Origin of the sequence: Catellatospora sp. TT07R-123 (genome assembly GCF_018327705.1) — a bacterium.
Taxonomy (GTDB): Bacteria; Actinomycetota; Actinomycetes; order Mycobacteriales; family Micromonosporaceae; genus Catellatospora.
This window is the reverse complement of record NZ_BNEM01000002.1, coordinates 3,342,255-3,362,029: the sequence shown is the minus strand read 5'-3', so window position 1 is coordinate 3,362,029 and position 19,775 is coordinate 3,342,255. Positions and strand designations below refer to the sequence as shown.

Here is a 19,775-nt window from a genome sequence, read left to right as displayed (position 1 = left end):
ACTCGATGTGATAGGCCAACGTCTATCTAAAACCGGGTGGGGCGGCGGTGTGCGGGGGCAGCCGTCCGTGGGGCACGGGGTCAGGCGGCGTACACCGAGAGGCGCTCGGCGCGGTCGCCGCTGCGCAGCTTGAGCAGCGTGGTCTTCTCGATCTGGCGGATGCGCTCGCGGGACAGGCCGAACTCCTTGCCGACCTCGTCCAGCGTGCGCTGGCGGCCGTCGTCCAGGCCGAAGCGCAGCCGGATGACCTCCTGCTCGCGCAGCGACAGGGTGGCCAGCACGATCTCCACCTCGCCGCGCAGCTGCCCCTGGGCCAGCGCGTCGGCGGCGTCGCCCCGGGGGTCGACGGCGGCGACGAAGTCGCCCAGCGCGCTCTCGCCGTCCTCGCCGACCGCCTGGTCCAGGCTCACCGGCTCGCGGTCGTACGAGATGAGCTCGATGACCTGGTATTCGGGCACCTCGAGCGCCTGCGCGATCTGCACGATGGACGGCTCGCGGCCCAGCGCGGCGGCGAGGTCGCGGCGCACCCGGACCATGCGGTTGACCTGCTCCACCATGTGCACCGGGATGCGGATGGTGCGGGCCTGGTCGGCCATGGCGCGGGTGATGGCCTGGCGGATCCACCAGGTGGCGTAGGTGGAGAACTTGTAGCCCTTGGTGTAGTCGAACTTCTCGACGGCGCGGATGAGGCCGAGGTTGCCCTCCTGGATCAGGTCCAGGAACGCCATGCCGCGACCGGTGTAGCGCTTGGCGATGCTGACCACCAGGCGGAGGTTCGCCTCCAGCAGGTGGTCCTTGGCCGCCTTGCCCTCACGGGCCACGATCTCCAGCTCGCGGTGCAGGGTCTCGGCGCGGGGGTCGTCTTCGGACTCCAGGATGTACTCGGCCATCAGGCCCGCCTCGATCCGGCGGGCCAGCGCCACCTCCTGCTCGGCGGTGAGCAGCTTGGTGCGGCCGATCAGGTTGAGGTACGCCCGGACGAGGTCGGTGGATACGCCGCGGTCGTCCGTCTCGTCCAGATCAACCGTGATCTCGGTCACGATGGCCATGTCCATGGTCTCGACGTTCTCGGTCATTGCCGTTCCTCCCCGTGTTCCCTTGCACTGCTGTGCCGTACTGGCAACTGTTTGACAGCTTGGTGCATGGCGCGTGAGGCGGCGGTGAGACGATTCTCGGATTCGGCGGACACAGACTCGGGGAGGACGTGTGGTCGTGAAGCGCCTGATGCGGTTGTTCGGGGTCGGTGGCCCGACGGTCCGGACGGAGCTGTCGGTGTCGCGGGCCAAGCCCGGCGGCACGTTCAAGGGCACGGTCGAGGTCACCGGCGGCGACCACCAGGTCGCCATCGGGTACGTGGCGCTGGCGCTGGTCGCCGACGCCGGTGTGCAGGGCGGCCTGCCGGGCCGGGAGTCCGCGGTGGAGTTCCACCGCCAGCGGGTGGTGGAGGGGTTCACGCTGGCCGCGCGGGAGCGCCGCGTCTTCGACGTCAGCTGCGCCGTGCCGCTGGAGACGCCGCTGACCCGCGCCTTCGGGCAGCCGCTGGCGGGGATGAAGGTCGGGCTGCGCACCGAGCTGGAGGTGGCGCGGGAGGTCGACCGTACCGACGAGGATCCGGTCGAGATCGACCCGATGCCGGCGCAGCAGCACATCCTGGACGCGCTGGTGAAGCTGGGCTTCCAGTTCGTCAAGGCGGACCTGGAGCGGGGGCGGCTGCGCAGCCTGCCCCAGACGCTGCCGTTCTACCAGGAGATCGAGTTCCTGCCCGGCCCGGCGTACGCCCAGGCGGTGCGCCACCTGGAGGTCAGCTTCGTCGCCACGGACCGCAAGCTGCACGTGGTGGTCGAGCTGGACCGCCGCGTCGGCCTGCTCGCCGACCGCGACATCTTCGGCCGCTTCACCGTCGACCCCGCCACCATCGCCGACACCGACTGGAAGGGCCTGCTCGGCGACTGGCTGACCCAGTCCACCACCCGCCGCGGCCCCCTGCTCTAGAGGTCGAGAATGATGGTGTTGGGGCCGTTGTTGACGCTTTCGACCAGCATGTGAGTGCGGAAGCGTCCGGTCTCGACGGTGGCGCCGCGGGCGCGCAGGGCTGCCACGAATGCGGTGAAGAGCGGTTCGGCGAGCTCTGCGGGGGCCGCCGCCAGCCAGGTGGGGCGGCGGCCTTTGCGGGCGTCGCCGTACAGCGTGAACTGGCTCACCACCAGCAGCGGGGCGCCCGCGTCGGAGGCGGAGCGCTCGCCTTCGAGGATGCGCAGCTCGTACACCTTGCGGGCCATCGTCTCGACGGTCTCCTGGGTGTCGCCGTGCGTGACACCCAGCAGGACCAGCAACCCGTCCTTGATCTCGCCGACGATCTCGTCGGCGACGGTCACCTTCGCCCGGCTGACCGTCTGCACCACCGCACGCATCCTGCTACCTCCGGTCCACCGTGTTGATCAGGAAGTTGTGCCCACGACACGCCGTCGAACCTTGCCATAAGTTCATGATCAACGGGGTCAGGGGGTGGGGGTGGGGGTGGGGAGGAGGATGCCGCGTTCGACGAGGTGGTCCAGGACGGGGAGGAGGGCTTCGGTGAGGTCGGCGGCGGGGGCGTCGTGGGCGGTGGCCAGGAGGGTGAGTTGGTCGTGGAGGGGGAGGGTGGCGGTGGAGCCGCTGACGAGGGCGAGGATGAGGGGGTCGATCTCCTCGGTCCAGCGGAGGCCTTGGGGGAGGGTGAGGTATTGGCGGTCTACGGCCCAGCCGTCTTCGCCCATGGTGGCGTCCTGGCGCAGTTGCAGGCCGGGGGCGGTGCGGTAGCGGGCTGCCAGGAGGTCGTCGGCGGTACGGGCGTCGAGCCAGTCGCGGCGGGTGAACCACTCGGCGACGCGGTCGCCCAGGGGCGGCTGCACCTGCTGGCGCAGGTCCTCGCAGACCACGGCCGGGTCGGCCTTGCCGCTGTGGCGGGCCGTGATCAGGCCGAACCCGATCGCCTCGACGCCGTGCTCGGCGAACCAGTCCAGCCACTGCGCGGCCCGGTGCGCGTCGTGCTTCTCGCTGGCGTCGGCCAGCCACAGCCGTACGTAGTCCAGCGGGTCGCTGACCTCGCGCTGGATCGCCCACACGTCCATGCCGGTGCCCGCGAACCAGCCCGCGACCCGGTCCTCCCAGTGCTCGTCCTTCACGTGCACCCAGTTGGCCAGGAACTGGAGCGTGCCGCCGGGGTTGAGCAGCGTCGGCGCGGCGGCGGCCAGCTCGGCGCAGACGCCGTCGCCCGCGCGGCCGGAGTCGCGGTAGACGTGGGTCGCGGTGCCCGGCCCGACCACGAACGGCGGGTTGCTGACCACCAGGTCGAAGCTGCGGTCGGCGACCGGGGCGAGCATGTCGCCCTGGAGCAGCTCCCAGCTGAGCCCGTTGAGCGCGGCGGTGGTGGCGGCGAAGCGCAGCGCACGCGGCGACAGGTCGGTCGCGGTGACCGCGTCGGCGTGGGTGCTCAGGTGCAGGGCCTGCACGCCGCAGCCGGTGCCGAGATCCAGGGCGGAGCCGATCTTGGTGCGCACCGTGGCGGCGGACAGGGTGGTGGAGGCGCCGCCGACGCCCAGGACGTGGTCGGCGGGCAGCTGGCGGCCCGGCTGGGCGGGCAGGTCGGACAGGACCCACCAGTCGCCGTACGGCTCCAGGTCCACGCCCGCGCGCAGCCCGCCGCCCTCCAGCACCAACAGCCCGGCGGCGCGCGCCGCCGGCAGGGGCAGCGGGGACAGCGCCCGCGTCACGGCGGGCTCGGGCTCGGTGACCCCGCAGATGAACACGCGGATCAGGGTGTCCAGCGGGTCGCCGGAGCCGGTGGCGCGCAGCGCGGCCCGGAAGTCGTGCCGGGCGGCGTCGGCCGTGGCGGCCGGGCCGAGGCGGGTGGCGACGCCGTCGGCGGTGAAGCCCGCGGCGGTCAGCGCCGTACGCAGGCGGTCGAGGTCAGCGGGCTCCAGCAGCATCTGCACCCTGACATCGTGCACTAAGGTGCTCCGCATGATGCAGCAGCTCTGGCAGCGCTGGCACGTCGTGTGGATCACGATGACGGCGCTGGCACCCCTGGTGCTGCTCACGATCGCCGCGCTGACCCGGTGGCGGGTGCGGGCGGGGCTCGATCCGGCCCTGGCCCGGCGCCGCTCGGCCGCCGAGGTGCTCGCGGTGGCGGGGACCGTGCCGTGGGTATGGATGATCATGACGCCGGTACAGGTGCCGCCGGACTTCACCCGCGTCTACCTGATCCCGCTCAGCGACCTGCGGGTGCAGATGATCCAGCCGATCGGGTTCATCGTGCCGCAGATCGTCGGCAACCTGCTGGTGCTGTTCGCGCTCGGTGCCGGGGCGCCGGTGCGCTCGGCCGTGTTCGCGTCGCCGGGACGGCTGTTCGCGCTGGGCGCCGCGTGCTCGTTCGCGCTGGAGGTGATCCAGCACCTGTTCGTCGCAGGCCGCGTGTTCAGCGTCGACGACGTCCTGGTCAACGCGCTCGGCTGCCTGCTCGGCGGCCTGGCCGTCCGCCGCTGGTGGGCTGGCGGGCGCGCGCCGGGGCTCGCCGGGGTGAGCGGGAGTGGGGCGGGCGGGGCAGGGGCGTCTGGCAGGCTGTAGGGCATGACGACGCTGTGGCTCGCGCAGGACTCCGACGCCGACAAGCTGCTGGCGGAGGATCCGTTCGCCCTGATCCTCGGGATGCTCCTGGACCAGCAGCAGCCCCTGGAGAAGGCGTTCAAGGGGCCGTACCTGCTGGCGCAGCGGATGGGGGTGTCCCGGCTCGACCCCGCCGAGATCGCGGACTACGACCCGGAGCGCTTCGCCGCCCTGTACGCGACCCCGCCCGCGATCCACCGCTTCCCCGGTTCGATGGCCGAGCGCAGCCAGAAGCTGGCCAGGGCGATCGTCGACGGCTACGGCGGGGACACCGCCACGCTGTGGACCGGGGCCGGGGACGGCAAGGACCTGCTCAAGCGCCTGGGCGACCTGCCCGGCTTCGGCAAGATGAAGGCGCAGATCTTCACCGCGCTGCTGGGCAAGCAGTTCGCGGTCCAGCCTGCGGGCTGGCGCGAGGCGGCCGGGCCGTACGGCGAGGAGGGTGCGCTGCGCTCGGTGGCCGACATCGTCGACGCCGGCTCGCTGGCGCGCGTGCGCGAGTTCAAGAAGGCGATGAAGGCCGAGGCGAAGGCGGCCAAGGGCTGACCCGCACCCTGCCGCACCCGACCGCACCGGGCACCGGATGTCGGGTCCGGTGCCCTTCCCCGCGCCTAGCGTGAACGGCGTCAGAGGGAAGGAGTCCGCAGGTGCTCGAACGGCTCAACGAGGCGATGGCGTACATCGAGGAGCGTCTCGACGGCGAGATCGACGCGGCCGAGCTGGCCCGGATCGCGGTGACGTCGGAGTACCACTTCCGGCGGCTGTTCTCGGCGCTGGCCGGGGTGCCGCTGTCGGAGTACGTGCGCCGCCGCCGGATGACCGTCGCCGGGGCCGAGGTGCTGTCGGGGCAGCGGACGCTGCTCGACATCGCCGTGCGCTACGGCTACGGCTCGGGTGAGGCGTTCGCGCGGGCGTTCCGGGCCGTGCACGGCGTCGGTCCGGGCGAGGCCCGCCGCGACGGCGCGGCGCTGCGCGCGTACCCGCGGATGTCCTTCCGGCTCGTGGTCGAAGGGAGTGCGCAGATGCGCTATCGCGTGGTGGACAAGGAAGAGTTCCGGCTGGTCGGGCTGAAGGCCCGGGTGCCGCTGGTGCACGAGGGGATGAACCCGGCGATCGTCGCGTTCCTGAAGGGGATTCCGAAGGAGACGGTCGCGCGGATCGAGGCGCTGGGCGACCAGGAGCCGCGCGGGATCGTCAACGTCAGCGCCGGGCTCGGCGACGACCGGTCCGAGGGGGTCGAGCTGGACTTCTGGCACGCGGTGGCGACCGGCGCCGACGTGCCGTCGGACCTGGCGGCGCTGCCGGTGGCGGCGGGGACCTGGGCGGTGTTCGAGAGCTCGGGGCCGTTCCCGCAGACCCTGCAGCACCTGTGGCGCGACGTGTTCACGCAGTGGTTCCCGTCGAATCCGTACCGCAGCCGGCCCGGCCCGGAGCTGGTGCAGACCCGGATCTCGGCCGACGGCGCGCACGCCGACGCGCAGCTGTGGATCCCGGTGGAGCGGGCCGCGGCCTAGCGGCGCCGGTCAGGCCACGTAGTCGTCGTCGAGGCTGGTGATCAGCAGCCCGTCGGCGTCGTGGAACCCGGCCCGCCGGTAGAACGGCACCGAGCGCTCCGACGGGCTGAGCAGCACCCGGACCAGCTTCTCGGCGCGGGCGCGGGCCAGCAGGGCGTCCATCATGGCCGCGCCCACGCCCGCGTCGCGCTGGGCGGGCAGCACGAAGGCGTTGCTCAGGTAGCCCCACCGCCCGGCCGGGAACCCGGGCTTGGGCATCCGCTCGAACAGCACCAGGTTGACCATGCCCACCGGGGCGCCGTCGAGCTCGGCCAGCCAGAACAGGCGGCGGCCGAGTTCGACGGCGTACCAGGCGGCGAACTGGGCGTCGAAGCCGGGATCGTCGGTGCCGTGCTGCTCGGCGGTCCACGCCCGGCGCAGGGCGGTCAGCGCGGCCACGTCGTCGGGCCCGGCCAGCCGCACGGTCACCATCACAGCCCCAGGTGGGTGCGCAGCGCGTCGTCCAGGCGCGCCAGCAGTTCGGGCGGGAGCGTGCCGACGTGTCGGTGCAGGCGCTGCACCGACACCGTGCGGACCTGCTCGGCCTGGGCCTTGGAGTCCTGCCGCAGGCCGCACTCGGCCGCGGGCAGCAGCACCTGGAACGGGTACACCCGCTCGGTGCTGGTGGTCACCGGGACGACGGTGACCACGCCGCGGCCGGTCCGCCGGGCGACGCGGTTGGCGGCGTCGTTGCTGACCAGCACGGCGGGCCGGACCTTGTCGGCCTCGGCCCCCCGGTGTGGTTCCAGGTCGACCAGGTAGACGTCACCGCGCCGCATCGGCGAGCCCGTCGCCGGCGACCACGTCCCAGCCGGGGCCGGGGGCGTCGGTGCCTTCCTCCCACTCGTCGAAGGCGTCGGCGTACGCCGCTTCCAGGTCGCGTTCGCGCAGCAGGTCTATGGCGCGGTGCAGCACCGACGAGCGCGTCGACATGCCGGTGCGCTCGGCGTAGTCGTCGACGAAGTCCACGTCCTCGTCGGGGAGGCTGACGCTGAGCTTCATGACACTGATGCTACCGACGGTGCCACCTCAGGTGCCACCTCGTCGGTGTGCCGTCCGGTCCGCAGGGCCAGGGCGATGACCGCACCGACCAGGCAGATCACGGAGGTGGCGACGAAGATCTCACGGTATTCCGCGCGCAGGGCGTCCTGCAGGGCCGCGGTGTACGCCGCGAGCTGCCGCCGGTACTCGTCCTCGGTCAGCCCGAACGGGAACGGCGTGTCCAGGTCCGCGGTGAACTGCTGGAACCGGTAGAGGCCCCACGCGGTCAGCGCGGCGACCCCGGCCAGCATGCCGGTCATCCGGGCCACCACGACTGCGGCCGAGGCCACGCCGTGCTGGGCCGCGGGGACGACCCGCAGCACGATCGCCGACAGCGGCGCGATGACCAGGCCGAGCCCGAGACCGGCCAGCACCAGGTCGGTGTCCAGCCGGGGCAGGCTCACCACGCCGAGGTCGTGCCGGGCCGCGAGCAGGTCGGCGGGCCAGCCCGCGATCAGGGCGTACGCTCCGGCCGCCAGCAGCAGCCCGAGCACCGTCAGCCAGCGCTCGCCCAGCCGCCGGATCAGCAGGCCGCCGAGCACCGCGCCGACCGGCAGCGCGACCAGGAAGCGGGTCAGCAGCAGCGTCGCCTCGAACGCGTCCACGCGCAGCAGCGTCTGCGCGACGAGCTCCACGTCGACCAGGGTCGTCATCAGCGCGGCCCCGGCGCAGAGGCTGGCGCCCAGGGCGGCCAGGAACGGGCGCATCCGCACCCCGGCCGGGTCGAGCAGGCGGGTGCGGGCGCGCCGCTCCCACAGCACGAACGCGACCAGCATCACGGCGGCCGCGGCCAGCACGGGCACGCCCCAGCTCGGCAGCATGGCGTGCTGCGGGTCCGGGTTGTACAGGCCGACCACCAGCAGCCCGAGGGCCAGCGCCAGCAGCAGCCCGCCGACGACGTCGACCCTGCCCACACGCGGGACGGCCGGGTCGCGGCGGGGGACCAGGAACCACACCGCCACCGCCGCGACCAGCGCCAGCGGCAGGTTGAGCCAGAAGATGCCGCGCCAGCCGAGCCACGCGGCGACCCCGGCCCCGAACAGCGGCCCGAGCACCGCGCCGAGCTCCTGGGCGCCGCCGACCCAGCCCAGCGCGGTCGGCCGGGAGGCGGGCGGGAACAGGTCGGCGATCAGTGCCATGGTGACCGGCAGCAGGGCGCCGCCGGCCATGCCGGTGACCGCCCGCCCGGCCGTGAGCGGCACCAGGCCGGTGGCGGTGGCGGTGAGCGCCGAGCCGGCGGCGAACCCGGCCAGGCACACGATGATCACCACGCGGCGGCCGTACCGGTCGGACAGGCTGCCCAGCAGCGGCATCGCCGCGAGGTAGCCCAGCAGGTATCCCGTGACCAGCGGAGTGGCCCGCTCCAGGTGGTTGATCGGGACGCCGATGTCGGTGATCACCTGGACCAGGACCGACACCAGCACGTACGTGTCGAGGGCGCCGAGCAGGACGGCGAGCCCGCCGACACCGACGGCCAGGCGGTGGCGCGTCGGTGCGGCGGGCGCGGGGTGCAGGGGTGCGGTCACGGCGTCAGGGCTTGGTGACGGTGACCGGGTCGTTGTACTTGCTGAACTCGACGGTGACCTTGCCGGCCGGGTCGCTGCCCGAGGCGGGCAGGTTGAACTCGCCCTTGACCAGCTGCTTGGTGGCGGCGTCGAGCCAGAGGAAGCCGGTGACGCCCGCGGGCGCGTTCGGGATCAGCCCGGCGAGCGCGGCCTGGTCGGGCTCGACCTTCACCTTGAAGCTGTCGTGGCCGTCGACGGTCTCGCGCGCCTCGGTGGTCGCACTCTTGACGGTGCTGAGCACCTTGGCCACGCCCCGCTGCGGGTCGAGGATCGCCGACGGGTCGTAGATCGAGGCCGCCGTCGCCAGCGGGAACTCCAGATACTTGCCGGTCGGGCCCTGCATGTACGCCGAGGTGCCGACGATGACGAACTTGGCCTCGACCAGCGTGCCGAACTGCTCGATCTTCACCGTGCCGGCGGCCTCGCCCTTGGCGGTGAGGTCGCCGTCGGCGTGCTTGAGGCTGAGCCCGCTGATCTTGCCGTCGACGTCGATGACGAAGTGGGCCGTCGTCACCTGGGCCATCGCCGCGGTGCCCTCCGCGAGCAGCTGCTTCGCGTCGGGCAGTGCTGCGGCGGGGGTGTCGGCCTTCTTGGGGGAGCAGCCCGTGAGGGCCAGGGCGGTGAGGGCGAGCGCGGCGAGCGCGAGCTTGGTCCTGGACATACCGCGCATGCTAACGGTGCCCGCCACTTCGCGCCCCCGCTGGCGGCACCGACGTCCTTGAACTGGGAATCAGCTCAGGGAAAGGACTTACACCCGGAAAACCGGAGCGATCGGACAGTCCGTGGGTAGCATCACGAGGGGTGAGCAAACGATTTCAAACAGTAATCGTTATGGCGCGGTGTCCAGGACCGGGCACCTCTGCCGCGCTCACCGGACCCGGTGACCACCGGTTCCGTGCGCCCATAAGGAGAATGCAATGACAATGCTCAGCCAGCCTGAGACATTGACCGGGCCGTCCGTGCAGGGGGAGCTGCCCGGCCCCCGTTCGGCCGAGCTGCTCACCCGCCAGCAGCGCCGCGAGTCCAACGCCCGCACGTACCCCCGCCACCTGCCCATCGCCCTGGCCGAGGGCAGCGGCAGCTACGTCCGCGACGTCGACGGCAACGTCTTCATCGACTTCCTGACCGGCGCGGGCGTGCTGTCGCTCGGCCACAACCACCCCGAGCTGGTACGGGTCGTCGCCCAGCAGGTCGCGACGCTCACCCACGCGCTGGACTTCCCGACCCCCGCCAAGGACGACTTCGTCGACGCGCAGCTGTCCATGCTGGCCCCCGGGCTGCGCGAGCGGATGAAGGTGCACTTCTGCGGCCCGACCGGCGCCAACGCGATCGAGGCCGCGATCAAGCTGTGCAAGACCGCGACCGGCCGGGGCGACATCGTGTCGTTCCAGGGCGGCTACCACGGCGGCAGCCACGCCGCGATGGCGCTGTCCGGGCTGGTCGCGCAGAAGCGGCCCATCGCCAACGGGATGCCGGGGGTGCACTTCTTCCCGTACTCGTACTGCACGCGCTGCCCGCTGGGTCTGCAACCCGACAGCTGCCAGACCAACTGCGCCTCGGTGCTGGAGAACGCGCTGCTGGACCCCAACGGCGGCATCGCGCTGCCCGCGGCGGTGATCCTGGAGCTGGTGCAGGGCGAGGGCGGGGTGATCCCGGCCGAGCGCGACTTCGTGCGGCGGGTGCGGGCGCTGACCCGGGCCCTGGACGTCCCGCTGATCGTCGACGAGGTGCAGACCGGCTGCGGCCGCACCGGCACCTGGTTCGCGTTCGAGCAGTACGACATCGAGCCCGACGTGATCGTGGCGTCCAAGGCGCTGTCGGGTATCGGCAGCCCGGTCGCGATCATCATGTACGACGAGCGCCTCGACGTCTGGGCCCCCGGCGCCCACACCGGCACCTTCCGCGGCAACCAGCTCGCCTTCGCGGCCGGGGCCGAGGCGGTGCGGATCATGCACCGCGACGGCGTGCTGGCCAACGTGGCCGTCCGGGGCGAGCAGATCTCGCACCGGCTGCACCCGCTGCGCGAGCACGCGGCCGTGCGCGAGGTGCGCGGGCGGGGCCTGATGTGGGGCGTCGAGCTGGCCGACCCCGGCGACGGGCGCACCGCCGGTGAGCTGGCCCGCCAGGTCCAGGCGCACGCGCTGCGGCACGGTCTGATCATCGAGCTCGGCGGCCGCGACGACAGCGTGGTGCGCATCCTGCCGCCGCTCAACGTCACCGCCGAGGTCGTCGACCTCGCCTGCCAGATCCTGCTCGACGCGGTGCGGGCCTGCTGCCCCGTGCCCCCGTTCCAGCACGAGGCCGAGCAGCTGCTGCGCGAGGCGATCCAGCTCGGAGCCGGCGCCGACTGACCGCTGACCGCCTGCCGTCCGCGCCGCCGAGGGGAAGGATCGACCGTGAGCAGTGGCCTTGTCACCGACGACCTGTCCGAGCTGGACCCCGGCGGCGCGGACGGGCTGGTGGTGACCTGCCCGGGGTTCAGCCACGAGCCGCGCTGGCGGCCGGGCGAGCGGCTGTCCGACCTGTTCGAGCAGCAGTGCGACCGGCTGCGCCGCTACGGTCGCGGCGACCAGCTCGCGGTGGACGCCGGGGACGTCCGGCTCACCTATGACGAGCTGGACGTGCGGGCCAACCGGCTCGCACGCCACCTGCTGGCCCGGGGCGTACGCCCCGGCGACCGGATCGCGCTGCTGTTCGACCAGGCGGTGCCCGCGTACGTCGGCATGCTCGCCGTCCTGAAGGTCCGCGCCGCGTACGTGCCGCTGGACGCGGGCTTCCCCGCCGACCGCCTGGCCTACATCACCGCCGACGCCGGGGCGCGGCTGGTGCTGACCCTGTCGCACCTGCGCGACCGGCTCGCCGACACCGGCGCCGAGCCGCTGTGCGTCGACGACGAGGCCGACGCGATCGAGGCGCTGGCCGGATACCGGCTGGCCGGCCGCGAGCGCGGGGAGCCGGCCGGCGAGCTGGCGTACATCATCTACACCTCCGGCTCGACCGGGCGGCCCAAGGGCGTCGCCGTCGAGCACGCCTCGATCTGCAACTTCGTCCGCGTCGCCGCCGAGTGCTACGAGGTGCACCCCGGCGACCGCATGTACCAGGGCATGACCATCGCGTTCGACTTCTCGGTCGAGGAGATCTGGGTGCCGTGGCTGGTCGGCGCGACCCTGGTGCCCAAGCCCGGCGGCGCCAGCCTGCTCGGGCAGGACCTGTGGGACTTCCTGGACGGCCGCGAGGTCACCGCGATGTGCTGCGTGCCGACGCTGCTGGCCACCCTGGACGCCGACCTGCCCCGGCTGCGCTTCCTGCTGGTCTCCGGCGAGGCGTGCCCGCAGGACCTGGTCACCCGCTGGCACCGGCCGGGCAGACGCTTCCTCAACGTGTACGGCCCGACGGAGGCCACCGTCACCGCGACCTGGTCCGTGGTGCACCCCGACAAGCCGATCACGCTGGGGCTGCCGCTGCCGACGTACGCGGCGGTGATCCTCGACCCGGACTCCCCGCGCGCCCTGCCCCCGGGCGAGTACGGCGAGATCGGCATCACCGGCGTCGGGCTGGCCGCCGGGTACGTCAACCGCGACGACCTCACCGCGCGCGCCTTCATCCCCGACTTCCTGGAGCTGGACCACAACCCGTCCGGCCGCATCTACCGCACCGGCGACCTGGGCCGGGTCAACGCCGACGGCGAGATCGAATACCACGGGCGCATCGACACCCAGGTCAAGGTCCGGGGCTACCGGATCGAGCTGACCGAGATCGAGTCGGTGCTGCTCCAGGTGCCGGGCATCGCCGCCGCCGTGGTGGCCACGCACGAGCCCGAACCCGGCGCGGTGGAGCTGGTCGGCTACTACAGCCTGCGCGCCGACACCCCGGAGCTGGACCGCAGGCTCGTCTACGCGCGGCTGCGCGACCGGCTGCCCGGCTACATGATCCCGGCGTACCTGGAGCAGCTCGACGCGATCCCGATGCTGCCCAGCGACAAGGCCGACCGCAAGGCCCTGCCGCCGCCGAGCGGCGACCGCAGCCTCACCGGACCGCAGACCACCACCGAGCCGGTCGGGCCGGTCGAGCGCGGCCTGGCCGAACTGCTCGCCGAGACCGTACGCGTCGACCGGGTCGGGGTGGACAGCCACTTCTTCGACGAGCTCGGCGCCGACTCGCTGCTGATGGCGAGGTTCTGCGCGAAGGTGCGGGCGCGGGGCGACCTGCCGCCGGTGTCGATGCGCGAGGTCTACCTGCATCCGACCGTACGGGCGCTGGCCGCCGCCGCCGGGCCCGCCCCGGCCGACGTGCCCGCCGGGACGCCGGTGGCGCGGCCGGTGCCCGCGCGGGCCGTGCCGCGCACCGCGCAGCGCGCCGCCACCGCCCGCTACGTGCTGACCGGCGCCGCGCAGGTGCTGCTCATGGTCGCGGGTGCCTATCTGGGAGCCGTGCTGCTGGTCGCGGGCTACCTGTTCACCTCGGCCGCCACCGGCTGGGTGGAACTGTACCTGCGCTGCGCCGCGTTCACCGCCGCCGCCTTCGTGGTCGGCTGCGCGCTGCCGATCGGGCTGAAGTGGCTGCTCATCGGCCGCTGGAAGGCCCGCGAGGTGCCCGTGTGGGGCCTGGGCTACCTGCGGTTCTGGCTCGGGCGCGCCGCGGTGCGCGGCAACCCGCTGACCGGCTTCGCGGGCACCCCGCTCTACAACGTCTACCTGCGGCTGCTCGGCGCGAAGATCGGCCCCGGCGCGGTCGTCATGTCCACCACCGTGCCGGTCTGCACCGACCTGCTCACCATCGGCGCGGGCGCGGTCGTGCGCAAGGACGTCCAGTTCAGCGGGTACCGCGCGCACGCCGGCCTGATCCAGACCGGGCCCGTCGGCATCGGCGCCGGGGCGGTCGTCGGCGAGCAGGCGGTGCTCGACATCGACACCCGCATCGGCGACGGCGCCCGGCTCGGGCACGCCTCGTCGCTGCACGCGGCGCAGGAGGTCCCGGCGGGGGAGTACTGGCAGGGCAGCCCGGCCCAGCGCGCGGGCGGCGACCTGCCGACCGTGCCGCCGATGCGGATCGGGCCGGTGCGCAAGACCGTGTACTGCACGCTGAAACTGCTCAACCTGCTGCTGCTCACCGGCCCGCTGGCCTGGGGCTTCCTGGTCGTGCTGCTGACCCGGGTGCCGGTGCTGACCCGGATGCTGGGCGCGGCGGACCTGACGATCACGCGGGGGTACTACTACCGCGACGTCGCGATCATCACCGCGATCCTGTACCTCGGCGGCGCCCTGCTCGCGCTGGCCGTGATCCTGACCGTGCCCCGGCTGTTCAACCTGTTCCTGAAGCCCGGCCGGGTCTACCGGCTCTACGGCATCCACCACTGGTTGCAGGTCGCGGTCGGCCGGTGGAGCAACTCGGCGTACTTCATGCGGCTGTTCGGCGACAGCTCGTACATCGTGCACTACCTGCGCTGGCTGGGCTACGACCTGGGCCGGGTGGTGCAGACCGGCTCGAACTTCGGCAACGAGCTCAAGCACGACTCGCCGTACCTGTGCAGCGTGGGCCCCGGGACCATGGTCTCCGACGGGCTCTCGCTGATCAACAGCGACGTGTCGGCGACCTCGTTCCGGCTGTCGCGCACCGCGGTGCCGCCGCGCAGCTTCCTCGGCAACAACCTGGCCTACCCGCCGCAGGCGACCGTGGGCGAGGACTGCCTGTTCGGCACCAAGACGGCGGTGCCGGTCACCGGACCGCAGCACACCGGCACCGGCCTGCTCGGGTCGCCGTCGTTCGAGATCCCGCGCGGGACGGCCCGCGAGCCCGGCGACCGGCCCACCGGCGCCGAGCTGGCGCGGCGGCTGCGCGCCAAGAACCGCTACAACCTGGCCACCATCGGGCTCTACCTGCTGGTCGGGCTGGTCTACGCGTACGGCGCGTTCCTGCTCACCCTGGCGAGCCTGGACCTGCTGTCGGACTGGGGGCTGTCGGTGCTGCCCGCCGCCGGGGTGGCCGGGCTGGTCTACCACACGGCGTTCACGGTGCTGGTCGAGCGCGCGGTGGGCCGGTTCCGGCGGCTGCGGCCGATGCGCTGCTCCATCTACGACCCGTACTACTGGTGGCACGAGCGGCTGTGGAAGCTGGAGGCGGCCGTGCCGTTCGCGGGCACGCCGTTCCGGGGCATGATCTGGCGGGCGCTGGGCGTGCGGGTCGGCCGGCGGCTGTTCGACGACGGCTGCTACATCCCGGAGAAGACGCTGGTCAGCATCGGCGACGAGGCCACCCTCAACGCCACCAGCGTGATCCAGTGCCACTCGCAGGAGGACGGGATCTTCCGCTCCGAGCCCAGCGAGGTCGGCTCCGGCTGCACCCTCGGCGTCGGCGCGTTCGTCCACTACGGCGTACGCATCGACGACGGCGGGGTGCTCGGGCCGCACTCGTTCCTGATGAAGGGCGAGCAGATCCCGGCCGGGCAGGTATGGGACGGCAACCCGGCCCACCAGGTCCGGGTGGAGCTGCCCGCGCCGTCGGTGTGCGAGCTCGCGGCGCAGCTGGCCGACGAACTCGCGGCCGAACTCGCGGCCGAGGCCGCCGGGTCCGCCGCCGAACCCGCCGCCGAGGCCGTCGGCGTGACCGTCGCCGCGACCGCACCGGCCGGTCCGCGCAGCGGGTCGCGTGCCGCCGCCCGGCTGCTGCTGGCCGAGCTGCGCGCCACCCCGGCCCAGCGGCGCGGGCAGGCCGCCGAGCTGGCGCTGTCGCTGTTCCGGGCCCAGGAGTGCCACCGCCGCCAGGGCGAGCTGGCCCAGTTCCTCAGCGCCGACGAGATCGCGGAGGCGGCGACCCTGCGCTCCGGCGAGCGGCGCAGCGCGTACGTGGTGACCCGGGCGCTGATCCGCATGATCCTGTCGATCGAGTGGCACGGCGAGGTCGCCCCGCGCGACTGGGTGCTGGGACGCAGCGGCTTCGGCAAGCTCGCGGTGTTCGGGCCGGTCAGCGGGATCGACCTGAGTTTCGCCCAGACGCCCACGCTGCTGGCGATCGCGGTGTCGGAGTCGTACGACGTCGGCGTCGACCTGGGCACCGCCGAGCGCACGCCGGACGCGCTGCCCTGGCCGCTGCTGTCCGCCGACGAGCAGACCCGGCTCGCGCAGACCGACGCCGAGCAGCGCCCGGAGCGCTTCCTGCGCATGTGGACGCTCAAGGAGGCGTACGCCCGCTGCGCCGGCACCGCCGACCTGGACCGCCTGGACGGCCTCGACACCCGCCTGGACCCGCCCGAGGTGCTGGTGCCGGGGGCGACCGGGGCGAAGTGCTGGTTCCACCAGGAGCAGTGGGGAAACGACGACCAGCAGTGCTGGCTCACCGTCGCGGTGCGGCCCAGGGCGCGCCGGGCCGACCGCCGCGGCGGCAGGTCGCCGCGGCCCGCCGTCGCCAAGTCGGTGGGGCGGCCCGGCCGCAGGGCGAAGGCGGCCAAGCCCCGGCCCGAGACGCAGGAGGTGCTGCTGCACATCCTCGCCGACGGCACCGTCGAGGCCCGCAACGTCGAACCCGCCCACCGGGAACGGGGATAGACTGCGCGGTCATGGGCGTCACACACCACGGGCGCACCGAGCGCCTCGACCTGGCCGATCCCACCCTGCGCGAGTGGACCTGCACCGTCGTGTACAGCGACCCCGAGCAGGGGATCGTGCTCGACCGCTCCGCGTTCTACCCGGGCGGCGGGGGCCAGCCGCCGGACCACGGCGTGCTGCTGTGGCAGGGCGTGCAGACCCGGATCGCGGGCACCCGCAAGGGCGACGACCTGTGGCTGATCCCCGAGGAAGGCGACCCGGTGCCGCCCGCGGGCACGGCCGTCGCCGGAGCGGTCGAGGACACCCGCCGCAGCCTGCTGATGCGCACCCACTCGGGCCTGCACGTGCTGTGCGGGGTGGTGTTCCGCGACTTCGGGGCGCTGGTCACCGGCGGGAACATGGAGCCGGGCGAGGCCCGGATGGACTTCAACCTGCCCGAGGTGCCGGGCGACTTCAAGGCCCGGCTGGAGGAGCTGGTCAACGCCGAGGTGGGCGCGGACCGGCAGGTGGTGACCCGGGTGCTGGGCCGCGAGGAGGCGCTGGCGCTGCCGGACATCATCCGCACCCAGTCGAACCTGATCCCGGCCGACGAGCAGGAGATCCGCATCGTCGACATCGTCGGGCTGGACGTGCAGGCCGACGGCGGCACCCACGTGGCCTCGACGTCGCAGATCGGCAAGCTCCAGGTGGTCAAGGTGGAGAGCAAGGGCAAGGCCAACCGGCGGGTACGCGTCCGGCTGGGCTAGCCGCTACCGCTGGTCGTCGACGGTCACGCCGTCCAGCGTCTCGCCCTCGAACGTCTCGCCCGCAGGCTTGCTGGGCAGGGCGTTCGGGGGCAGCGTCTGGCGGCGGTAGCGCTTGAACCGGTGCTCCTCCTTGGGCGCCCGGTCGTTGGCCAGGAGCACCGCCAACCAGGGCAGCAGCACCATGCCCACGCCGCACAGCGGCAGCCACAGCCACAGCAGCGGTGCGTGGACGATGGCCAGCACGCCCGCGAGGATCAGGCAGGCGGCGCGCAGCAGCATCATCGCGATGTAGCGCCGCTCGCGGAACTTGAGCTCCTCGTCCTGGCTGGGCGCCGCATCCGTGATCAGCACCGGCTGGTTCTCCTGCCGCTTCACGCGCGCCTCCCTGCTCCGAGCTTCCCCCTCCATCCTGCTCCTGCCGGCCCGTCCCTGCCGCCCCGGGGCGGCGATCAGGGCAGCGGGGATCAGGGCAGCGGTGGGCGGGCGCCGACCAGGCCGATCGCCTGGGCGCCGAGGTGGCAGGCGGCCTGGAGGCACTGCACGGGGTCGGCGCCGGACATCCAGGCGTGCAGCAGCCCGGCCGCGAACGCGTCGCCCGCGCCGGTCGCGTCGACCATCGGCGCCGGTTCGGTCGGCAGGTGCACGACCCCCGCCGGTCCCGCCCACAGCGCCCCGTACGGCCCGAGCTTGACGACGACCTGACCGCCGATCGCGTACGACAGCGCCATGGCCTGGTCGGCGGGCAGGCCCGGCCCGGCCAGCGCGGTCGCCTCGTCGGCGTTGGCCAGCAGCAGGTCGACCCCGCGGATCCAGTCCAGGAACGGGTGCCCGGTCGGCCCGTCGTCGATCAGCTCCGTGGTGACCGCGTGCAGCGGCGCCGCCGAGGCCGCGTCCACGCTGGTACGCAGCCCCGCCGCCCGGGCGGCGGCCAGCGCCCGGCGCCCGGCCGGGCGGGACGGCTGGTCCAGCAGCGTGTACCCGGACAGGTGCAGCAGCTGGCCGCCCCGCTCGATCGCCGCGTCGACGTCGGTCGAGGCGAGCAGCAGGTTCGCGCCCCGGTCGCTGATGAAGGTGCGCTCGCCGCCGTGGGTGAGCACCACGATGCTGCCGGTGGACGCCCCGGGGCGGACGCTGACCTGCGTGCGTACGCCCGCCTGGTGCAGTTCGGCGAGCCGGTCGCGCCCGGCCTGGTCGTCGCCGACGGCGCCCACGAAGGTCACCGGCGCGCCGATCGCGGCCAGCCAGGCGGCGGTGTTGGCGGCCTGGCCGCCCCCGGCCACGTGCACGGTGGCCGGGGTGTCGGAGCCGGGCGCCAGCGGCGCCCGCAGCACCGCCAGGACGTCGGTGACCAGGTCGCCGACGGTGAGGATCACCGGTTCGCCGCCGCGACCGCGATCTGGGCGGCCAGGGCCGCGTTGCGCAGGATGATCCGTACGTTGACCGCCAGGCTCTCTCCGTGCGTGGCCGAGTGGAAGTGCGACAGCAGCACCGGCGTCACCTGCTTGCCGGTGACGCTGTCGCGCTCGACGATGGCCAGGCCCTCGGCCAGGACCCGGTCGTGCAGGGCGGGGTCGAGCTGCTCGTCCAGCGGCAGCGGGTTGGCCACCACGATCGCGCCGCGGTGCACGCCCTGGTCCCGCTGGGCGCGCATGGCCAGCGCGACCTGCTCCGGGGAGTCGACCCGCCAGTCGACGCCGAACCCGCTGTCCCGGATGAAGAAGCCGGGGAAGCGGTCGGTCTGGTAGCCCGCCACGCCGACGCCGAGGGTCTCCAGCCGCTCCAGGGTCGCGCCCACGTCGAGGATCGACTTGACCCCGGCGCAGACCACCACGATGGGCGTCTCCGACAGCGTGGTCAGGTCGGCCGACTCGTCGAACGTCTGCGCCGCCTCCCGGTGTACGCCGCCGAGCCCGCCGGTGGCGAAGACGCCGATCCCGGCGGCCGCCGCGATCGCGCTGGTGCTGGCCACGGTGGTGGCCCCGTCGGCGCCCAGCGCCGCGGCGATGGCCAGATCCCGGACGGAGAGCTTCGCCACGTTCTCGCCCACGGCCAGGCGGGTCAGCGACTCGTCGTCGATGCCGACGACGATCCGGCCGCCCACCATGCCGATGGTGGCGGGCACGGCGCCGTTGTCGCGGACGATCTGCTCGATCTCGCGGGCCACGCGCAGGTTGTCGGGCCGGGGCAGCCCGTGCGAGACGATGGTGCTCTCCAGCGCGACGACGGGCTGCCCGGTCGCCAGGGCCGCCTTCACCTCCGCGCCGAGGTTGATGCTCAGCTCAGTCACGATCATGACGCTACCCGATCGACGCGGCCCGGTTCCGGTCGCGCTCCGGCGCCGGTCACCGGCCCGGCGGGGATATCAGACTGGGACTCGCGCCGCTCACCTGAGACAATGTTCGGGTGACCACACCAGTGACTACTCCCAGCACCACACTTGATGAGCGCGTCGCCACCGACTACCGGTTGGACGAGGGCGATCACGAGCGCCTGTCGCACTACGCGCCGAAGGACAAACTCCTCCAGGCGATGGTCGAGGGAACCCCGGTCCGGGCCCTGTGCGGCAAGGTCTGGGTGCCCAGCCGCGACCCCAACCGCTTCCCCGTCTGTCCCGAGTGCCGCGAGATATACGAGACCCTCTCCGAGTGACGTGCTGGTGAGACCGTGCCGGTGTCCCGCCGGCAC

General features: G+C 73.2%; 19 protein-coding genes. 8 read left to right on the top strand and 11 right to left on the bottom strand.

What is annotated here, in order from left to right; all coding sequences use genetic code 11:
• Positions 1-80: 80 nt before the first annotated feature.
• Positions 81-1,076, bottom strand: coding sequence for an RNA polymerase sigma factor SigB (gene sigB / locus Cs7R123_RS34740; RefSeq protein WP_212832909.1), 996 nt, complete (start codon positions 1,074-1,076; stop codon positions 81-83).
• Positions 1,077-1,206: 130 nt separating this feature from the next.
• Here sigB and Cs7R123_RS34735 point away from each other — a divergent pair, with 130 nt between their 5' ends.
• Positions 1,207-1,992 carry a sporulation protein gene (locus tag Cs7R123_RS34735; RefSeq protein ID WP_212832908.1) on the top strand — a complete coding sequence of 262 codons (786 nt, stop codon included), beginning with the start codon at positions 1,207-1,209 and terminating at the stop codon, positions 1,990-1,992.
• Here the strand turns inward: Cs7R123_RS34735 and dtd are convergent.
• Together dtd and Cs7R123_RS34725 are read right to left on the bottom strand one after the other, a co-directional pair.
• Complete coding sequence (dtd, locus tag Cs7R123_RS34730) at positions 1,989-2,411, bottom strand: D-aminoacyl-tRNA deacylase (RefSeq protein WP_212832906.1); 423 nt, start codon at positions 2,409-2,411, stop codon at positions 1,989-1,991. The genes Cs7R123_RS34735 and dtd overlap by 4 nt on opposite strands.
• 87 nt (positions 2,412-2,498) lie before the next feature.
• Positions 2,499-3,968, bottom strand: a complete 1,470-nt coding sequence (locus Cs7R123_RS34725) for a methyltransferase (protein ID WP_212834873.1) — start codon at positions 3,966-3,968, stop codon at positions 2,499-2,501.
• Positions 3,969-4,002: 34 nt separating this feature from the next.
• Here Cs7R123_RS34725 and Cs7R123_RS34720 point away from each other — a divergent pair, with 34 nt between their 5' ends.
• From Cs7R123_RS34720 to Cs7R123_RS34710, 3 genes are all read left to right on the top strand, one after another.
• A complete protein-coding gene (locus Cs7R123_RS34720) occupies positions 4,003-4,605 on the top strand; it encodes a VanZ family protein (RefSeq protein ID WP_212832904.1) in 603 nt (200 codons plus the stop codon).
• Between the two features lie 3 nt (positions 4,606-4,608).
• Positions 4,609-5,190, top strand: coding sequence for an HhH-GPD-type base excision DNA repair protein (locus Cs7R123_RS34715; RefSeq protein ID WP_212832902.1), 582 nt, complete (start codon positions 4,609-4,611; stop codon positions 5,188-5,190).
• Positions 5,191-5,291: 101 nt separating this feature from the next.
• A complete protein-coding gene (locus Cs7R123_RS34710) occupies positions 5,292-6,158 on the top strand; it encodes an AraC family transcriptional regulator (RefSeq protein WP_212832900.1) in 867 nt (288 codons plus the stop codon).
• A gap of 9 nt (positions 6,159-6,167) precedes the next feature.
• Here the strand turns inward: Cs7R123_RS34710 and Cs7R123_RS34705 are convergent, their stop codons facing one another.
• The 5 genes from Cs7R123_RS34705 to Cs7R123_RS34685 are packed head-to-tail and all read right to left on the bottom strand — an operon-like array spanning position 6,168 to position 9,464.
• The gene (locus tag Cs7R123_RS34705; RefSeq protein ID WP_212832898.1) at positions 6,168-6,629 is read right to left on the bottom strand and encodes a GNAT family N-acetyltransferase; all 462 of its coding nucleotides are present in this window, start codon (positions 6,627-6,629) and stop codon (positions 6,168-6,170) included.
• Positions 6,629-6,976, bottom strand: a complete 348-nt coding sequence (locus Cs7R123_RS34700; RefSeq protein WP_212832896.1) for a type II toxin-antitoxin system PemK/MazF family toxin — start codon at positions 6,974-6,976, stop codon at positions 6,629-6,631. The genes Cs7R123_RS34705 and Cs7R123_RS34700 overlap by 1 nt, the downstream gene beginning before the upstream one ends.
• Positions 6,963-7,199: a ribbon-helix-helix domain-containing protein gene (locus Cs7R123_RS34695; RefSeq protein ID WP_212832894.1), complete on the bottom strand. Its 237-nt coding sequence runs from the start codon at positions 7,197-7,199 to the stop codon at positions 6,963-6,965. Before Cs7R123_RS34695 ends, Cs7R123_RS34700 begins: the two co-directional genes overlap by 14 nt.
• Positions 7,196-8,764: an MFS transporter gene (locus Cs7R123_RS34690; protein ID WP_244872333.1), complete on the bottom strand. Its 1,569-nt coding sequence runs from the start codon at positions 8,762-8,764 to the stop codon at positions 7,196-7,198. Before Cs7R123_RS34690 ends, Cs7R123_RS34695 begins: the two co-directional genes overlap by 4 nt.
• Before the next feature lie 4 nt (positions 8,765-8,768).
• Positions 8,769-9,464: an LppX_LprAFG lipoprotein gene (locus Cs7R123_RS34685; protein ID WP_212832892.1), complete on the bottom strand. Its 696-nt coding sequence runs from the start codon at positions 9,462-9,464 to the stop codon at positions 8,769-8,771.
• 256 nt (positions 9,465-9,720) lie between these two features.
• On the opposite strand from Cs7R123_RS34685, the gene Cs7R123_RS34680 reads away from it, so the two are divergent.
• From Cs7R123_RS34680 to Cs7R123_RS34670, 3 genes are read left to right on the top strand one after another with little or no spacing between them, the layout of a single operon-like run.
• The gene (locus Cs7R123_RS34680; protein ID WP_212832890.1) at positions 9,721-11,154 is read left to right on the top strand and encodes a diaminobutyrate--2-oxoglutarate transaminase family protein; all 1,434 of its coding nucleotides are present in this window, start codon (positions 9,721-9,723) and stop codon (positions 11,152-11,154) included.
• A 45-nt stretch (positions 11,155-11,199) separates the two neighbouring features.
• Complete coding sequence (locus tag Cs7R123_RS34675) at positions 11,200-16,344, top strand: Pls/PosA family non-ribosomal peptide synthetase (RefSeq protein ID WP_212832888.1); 5,145 nt, start codon at positions 11,200-11,202, stop codon at positions 16,342-16,344.
• Between the two features lie 11 nt (positions 16,345-16,355).
• Positions 16,356-17,090 carry an alanyl-tRNA editing protein gene (locus tag Cs7R123_RS34670; RefSeq protein WP_212832886.1) on the top strand — a complete coding sequence of 245 codons (735 nt, stop codon included), beginning with the start codon at positions 16,356-16,358 and terminating at the stop codon, positions 17,088-17,090.
• A gap of 3 nt (positions 17,091-17,093) precedes the next feature.
• Here the strand turns inward: Cs7R123_RS34670 and Cs7R123_RS34665 are convergent, their stop codons facing one another.
• The 3 genes from Cs7R123_RS34665 to Cs7R123_RS34655 form a co-directional block, all read right to left on the bottom strand.
• Positions 17,094-17,465 (bottom strand): DUF3099 domain-containing protein, encoded by a 372-nt coding sequence (locus Cs7R123_RS34665; protein ID WP_212832884.1) that lies wholly within the window; start codon positions 17,463-17,465, stop codon positions 17,094-17,096.
• An 89-nt stretch (positions 17,466-17,554) separates the two neighbouring features.
• Positions 17,555-18,463 (bottom strand): carbohydrate kinase family protein, encoded by a 909-nt coding sequence (locus Cs7R123_RS34660; RefSeq protein WP_212832882.1) that lies wholly within the window; start codon positions 18,461-18,463, stop codon positions 17,555-17,557.
• Positions 18,460-19,383: a pseudouridine-5'-phosphate glycosidase gene (locus Cs7R123_RS34655; protein ID WP_212832880.1), complete on the bottom strand. Its 924-nt coding sequence runs from the start codon at positions 19,381-19,383 to the stop codon at positions 18,460-18,462. Before Cs7R123_RS34655 ends, Cs7R123_RS34660 begins: the two co-directional genes overlap by 4 nt.
• A 110-nt stretch (positions 19,384-19,493) precedes the next feature.
• Here Cs7R123_RS34655 and Cs7R123_RS34650 point away from each other — a divergent pair, with 110 nt between their 5' ends.
• A complete protein-coding gene (locus tag Cs7R123_RS34650) occupies positions 19,494-19,739 on the top strand; it encodes a DUF3039 domain-containing protein (protein ID WP_212832877.1) in 246 nt (81 codons plus the stop codon).
• Positions 19,740-19,775: the final 36 nt, after the last annotated feature.

What these genes read in the sequence shown, in the direction of transcription:
- Cs7R123_RS34695 (WP_212832894.1), bottom strand. Translation starts at nt 7,199, where the DNA reads ATGAAGCTCAGCGTCAGCCTCCCCGACGAGGACGTGGACTTCGTCGAC.
- Cs7R123_RS34655 (WP_212832880.1), bottom strand. Translation starts at nt 19,383, where the DNA reads ATGATCGTGACTGAGCTGAGCATCAACCTCGGCGCGGAGGTGAAGGCG.
- Cs7R123_RS34700 (WP_212832896.1), bottom strand. Translation starts at nt 6,976, where the DNA reads ATGCGGCGCGGTGACGTCTACCTGGTCGACCTGGAACCACACCGGGGG.
- Cs7R123_RS34670 (WP_212832886.1), top strand. Translation starts at nt 16,356, where the DNA reads ATGGGCGTCACACACCACGGGCGCACCGAGCGCCTCGACCTGGCCGAT.
- Cs7R123_RS34725 (WP_212834873.1), bottom strand. Translation starts at nt 3,968, where the DNA reads ATGCTGCTGGAGCCCGCTGACCTCGACCGCCTGCGTACGGCGCTGACC.
- Cs7R123_RS34680 (WP_212832890.1), top strand. Translation starts at nt 9,721, where the DNA reads ATGACAATGCTCAGCCAGCCTGAGACATTGACCGGGCCGTCCGTGCAG.
- Cs7R123_RS34720 (WP_212832904.1), top strand. Translation starts at nt 4,003, where the DNA reads ATGATGCAGCAGCTCTGGCAGCGCTGGCACGTCGTGTGGATCACGATG.
- Cs7R123_RS34685 (WP_212832892.1), bottom strand. Translation starts at nt 9,464, where the DNA reads ATGTCCAGGACCAAGCTCGCGCTCGCCGCGCTCGCCCTCACCGCCCTG.
- dtd (WP_212832906.1), bottom strand. Translation starts at nt 2,411, where the DNA reads ATGCGTGCGGTGGTGCAGACGGTCAGCCGGGCGAAGGTGACCGTCGCC.
- Cs7R123_RS34705 (WP_212832898.1), bottom strand. Translation starts at nt 6,629, where the DNA reads ATGGTGACCGTGCGGCTGGCCGGGCCCGACGACGTGGCCGCGCTGACC.
- Cs7R123_RS34715 (WP_212832902.1), top strand. Translation starts at nt 4,609, where the DNA reads ATGACGACGCTGTGGCTCGCGCAGGACTCCGACGCCGACAAGCTGCTG.
- sigB (WP_212832909.1), bottom strand. Translation starts at nt 1,076, where the DNA reads ATGACCGAGAACGTCGAGACCATGGACATGGCCATCGTGACCGAGATC.